Annotated in this window: 4 protein-coding genes; 1 reads left to right on the top strand and 3 read right to left on the bottom strand. The window is 35.9% G+C overall.

Annotated elements, in window-relative coordinates; all coding sequences use genetic code 11:
* The 3 genes from EA412_03330 to EA412_03320 all read right to left on the bottom strand — a co-directional run.
* The coding region (locus tag EA412_03330) for a CTP synthase (protein TVR81328.1) at window positions 1–1,176 on the bottom strand (1,176 nt) is incomplete at its 3' end.
* Window positions 1,177–1,297: 121 nt separating this feature from the next.
* The gene (locus EA412_03325; protein ID TVR81327.1) at window positions 1,298–2,302 is read right to left on the bottom strand and encodes a hypothetical protein; all 1,005 of its coding nucleotides are present in this window, start codon (window positions 2,300–2,302) and stop codon (window positions 1,298–1,300) included.
* 5 nt (window positions 2,303–2,307) lie between these two features.
* Window positions 2,308–2,682: a gliding motility protein GldC gene (locus tag EA412_03320; GenBank protein ID TVR81326.1), complete on the bottom strand. Its 375-nt coding sequence runs from the start codon at window positions 2,680–2,682 to the stop codon at window positions 2,308–2,310.
* A gap of 161 nt (window positions 2,683–2,843) precedes the next feature.
* Between EA412_03320 and EA412_03315 the strand changes: the two genes are divergently transcribed.
* Window positions 2,844–4,103 (top strand): divalent metal cation transporter, encoded by a 1,260-nt coding sequence (locus EA412_03315; GenBank protein ID TVR81325.1) that lies wholly within the window; start codon window positions 2,844–2,846, stop codon window positions 4,101–4,103.
* Window positions 4,104–4,196 lie beyond the last annotated feature (93 nt).

Raw genomic sequence — 4,196 nt, 5'->3', positions numbered from 1 at the left:
CTCAACTACAGCGCATTGCATACCGAGACAAATCCCAAAAAAGGGAATCTTGTTCTTTCTTACATATTCAATAGCTTTCAATTTACCTTCTATACCCCTTTCTCCAAAACCGGGTGCGACCAAAAAGCCATGGAAAGATTTTAATCTCGAAAAATCAAAGCTATCTTTTTCAATATCTTCAGAGTGAATTGGAACAACCTCTACTTTTGTTTCATTGGCAGCGCCTGCATGAATAAATGACTCGTAAATTGATTTGTAAGCATCTTGAAGCTCATTATATTTTCCGATTAAACCAATTTTTACGGAGTTCAACGGATTTTTTAATTTACTAAGAAAAATTTTCCAGACCCCCAGGTCCGGACTTTCAGCAGCATTCAATTTTAATCTACTGATGACAATTTTATCTAGTCCTTCCTTATGCATAAAAAGAGGAACATCATATATACTTGGTGCATCAATTGATTCGATAACTGCTTTTTGTGGCACATTACAAAAAAGTGCTAATTTAGCTCTAATCTCATCCGACAATTCATACTCTGTCCTACAAACTAGAATGTCTGGTTGTATTCCATAAGTAAGTAATTCTTTGACGGAATGCTGTGTTGGCTTAGTTTTCAACTCTTTAGCTGCCTTAAGATATGGAATTAAAGTAAGATGAATAACCAAACAATTTTCAGGACCGACCTCATTTCTGAATTGTCTTACAGCCTCAATAAATGGAAGTGATTCAATATCACCAACAGTTCCTCCCAGTTCCGTAATTATAATATCATAATCTCCTTTTTCAGCCATTAAACTAATGTTTCGTTTGATTTCATCAGTAATGTGAGGAATTACTTGAACTGTTTTTCCTAAGTAGTCCCCTGACCTTTCTTTTGAAATAACTGTCTGATAAATCCGCCCAGTAGTTACATTGTTGGCTTGACTAGTATTGATATTCAAAAAACGTTCGTAGTGGCCGAGATCAAGATCAGTCTCAGCACCATCATCCGTAACATAACACTCTCCGTGTTCATAAGGATTCAATGTGCCGGGATCGACATTAATATAGGGATCAAATTTTTGAATAGTTACGCTAAGACCGCGTGATTGAAGGAGCTTGCCCAGTGAAGCAGAAATTATTCCTTTCCCAAGAGATGAAGTGACACCGCCCGTAACAAATATATATTTAGCCATGGATTTATTTTGATTCATTACGGGATACAAAGGTACTGCAATATTCCTAATTTAGAAATGCTTTGAGAAAATTGTGACAGTAAAAAATTTAAAAGGTGAATATGATAAAGCTAAGACCGTTCTATTTATTTAAAATGAAGTAAAATGTCCAGCTTAAAAAATTTTCGAATCTTGCAAGTCCGGATTTACCTGAAGCCATTGCCCAAGCCTCTGATAGTATTTTTTTAACCCAAGGAAACAAGGATTGAATTTGCTTTGCTCCCTCTCTTTCTTCAACAAAGCGTTTTTTCAAAAACTTTTTTAGTCCTAATAAAAGGAGCGGATTGATGATATAGATCCAAACAATAATTATTAGGATAGTTCTAAGTAAGATGTAAAACACACCGGATAAATCTGAAATAGTGGACGAAAAATATATAGTAAATCCGAGTAACACTAAAAGTAAAATATAATTACTCCATTTCCTTTTCTTTGACTTTTTAATTTTAGGTAAAGAGTGATGTAATGCTGTGACTGTTTTAGTATGTAGGTAAGAATTTTCAATGGAGCGAATATTCTTACATATCCGCCTATAAAACCATGCAGCAAATGCCCCTCCAAGTGCATAGATAACAAGATAAGCAATGACTACCCCCCACGAAAACCAATTGCCTTCAGGTGGATGATCAAAGAAAAGTTGATACACAAAATTACCAAATTCGTTAATTGCCTCCCAGAATTGCATTCCGAAAAGCACCGTAAGTACAATCAGTCTCTGTATGGCAGACTCCACCATTGCTATTATACCGAAAAGGTACAACGCTAAGTTAGAGTCTTTAAATGTTCCAAAAATAAAAGCTGCCAGAAGTCCCTGAAAAGCAACAGCAAAGTAAGCAGTTACCCCGGAATGCGGGGAAACCAGCATTTTTATAAATACAACAAGAACCAATGACCTGATAATTACTCTGGAGGAATAGTTTGAATATTTAGCTATCATGGATAGGAAAATAATAGACAATCCACAAAGCATTAAGCCACTGAATGGAGATTTGAATAAATGTAAAACTCCTCCAAGCCCTGCTTCGGTAAAAGCCCAAAGAGCGGTTAACCGCATAATAATTTCATTATTATCAGGGCTCTTTACCATTTCAGTTAAGAATTTTTATTGGAATCTGAAGGCGGCAATACTTCAGTTTTTTCTCCAAAGTATTGAGCGAATTGCATCATCTGAGAAGCTAATTCTTCATTTCCGGTAGCTTTAAAGTAACTTTCTGTAAGACCTTTTAAGGTGTGATAAACCATCCTATCCATTTCCATTACCTGCAACTCGGTTGTCCAAAGGTCAATTCGCAAAGTATCTCGACTCTCTTTATCAAAAAACGATAAAAACATCCCCTTTGCCTCTAAATCCTCTTTTGCATCCGGATTATCCTCAGCCTTCCACAATATTCTTGATGGCACCTGTTCTTCGTCAAGACCTACAGAAATTTCAATTTTAGATTCTTTAACAACTTTATTTTTACTCATGAGTATAAATTATTTTGAGTACAAAGTTAATGAATAAAAAGCTCATACATGTCTAACTTTAGATTATCATAAAAACTGCAGGGAAACTCACTTATTCAATTCAATAGAGGACTTTCGTTTGAAAACATTAGATTTGTGTATTATTTTATGAAAAATCAGACATGAGACTTTCTATAAAGAAAACCTTAGGTCCCGGATTATTGCTAGCTGGAGCTGCTATTGGAGTCTCACACCTGGTACAGGCAACGCGAGCTGGTGCTGACTTTGGTTTCGGCCTTTGGTGGGTCATTTTATTCGCCTGTCTTACCAAGTACCCCTTTTTGGAGTTTGGTCCAAGATACGCTGCAGCTACCCAATCCACCCTTATCAGCGGATACAAAAAATTAGGTAAAGCACCTTATTGGATTTATGTTTTCATCACCTTTGGAACCATGTTTATAATACAGGCTGCTGTAACAATCGTAACTGCAGGTCTGGCTGAACAATTATTCAAAATGGGATATAGTAATTTTGTATGGAGTGCAATTATCCTAATTTTGTGTATGTTTCTACTGTGGTTCGGCCGATATAAAGCATTGGATACCAGTATGAAATTAATCATAAGCATTCTCTCTTTGGGAACCCTGTTTGCTGTTCTTTTAGCTTTTGGGTCCGGTCCTGCAACCAATGTTATTAATGAGACTACCCCCTCTTATTTCAATATTGGTGCATTGGCATTTATTGTTGCATTGATTGGTTGGATGCCTATACCAATTGATGCATCTGTGTGGCACTCAATATGGGTAAGGGAAAAATCCCGACAAAGTGGATATGAAATAAATGTACGTGAAGCACTATTCGATTTTAATACAGGGTATATAATTGCTGCTGTTATGGGGTTTTTATTCTTTTTTCTAGGAGCGCTTATAATGTATGGATCAGGCACCTCCTTTTCAGGTAATAGTGTAACTTTTTCAGCTCAATTGGTTGAGCTTTATGGCAACACCTTAGGTGAGTGGAGTAAACCTTTGATTTCAATTGCAGCATTTACTGCTATGTTATCTACCACTTTAGCAGTTACAGACGCCTTCCCAAGAGTTATCTCCCATCTCTACTCTTTATTTCCATCAGAACATATTTTACCCAGTATAAAAAGAAAAATGGTCTATAATTATTCGCTTTTTCTCATTCCTGTCTTTTCTTTATTGATCTTATACTTTATGAGCGGCTCGTTTACTATTCTCGTAGATTTTGCTGCTGGACTCAGCTTCCTTTCGGCACCCATCTTAGCATGGTTTAACTTCAAACTAGTAACCGGTAATAACATACCCTTAGCTTTTCAACCAAATAAACAATACCGAATTTTTTCTCTAATTTGCTTGTTTAGTTTAAGTATTTTTGCACTCTTATATTTCTATCTTAGAATTACAATAGCATTTTAGCCTATCTTAGAATTGAAAAAACAAGTCTTCCACTTTGGTTTTAATACCCCCTTAACAAAACATTTTATCCTCAAAAACATCTAAGTCCCTTGT

Source organism: Chitinophagaceae bacterium (assembly GCA_007695095.1).
In the GTDB taxonomy this organism is placed as follows: domain Bacteria; phylum Bacteroidota; class Bacteroidia; order Chitinophagales; family REEL01; genus REEL01.
This window is presented reverse-complemented; position numbering and strand designations above follow the sequence as displayed.

Coding starts and splice junctions, on each gene's coding strand:
- EA412_03315 (TVR81325.1), top strand. CDS start 2,844: ATGAGACTTTCTATAAAGAAAACCTTAGGTCCCGGATTATTGCTAGCT.
- EA412_03325 (TVR81327.1), bottom strand. CDS start 2,302: ATGGTAAAGAGCCCTGATAATAATGAAATTATTATGCGGTTAACCGCT.
- EA412_03320 (TVR81326.1), bottom strand. CDS start 2,682: ATGAGTAAAAATAAAGTTGTTAAAGAATCTAAAATTGAAATTTCTGTA.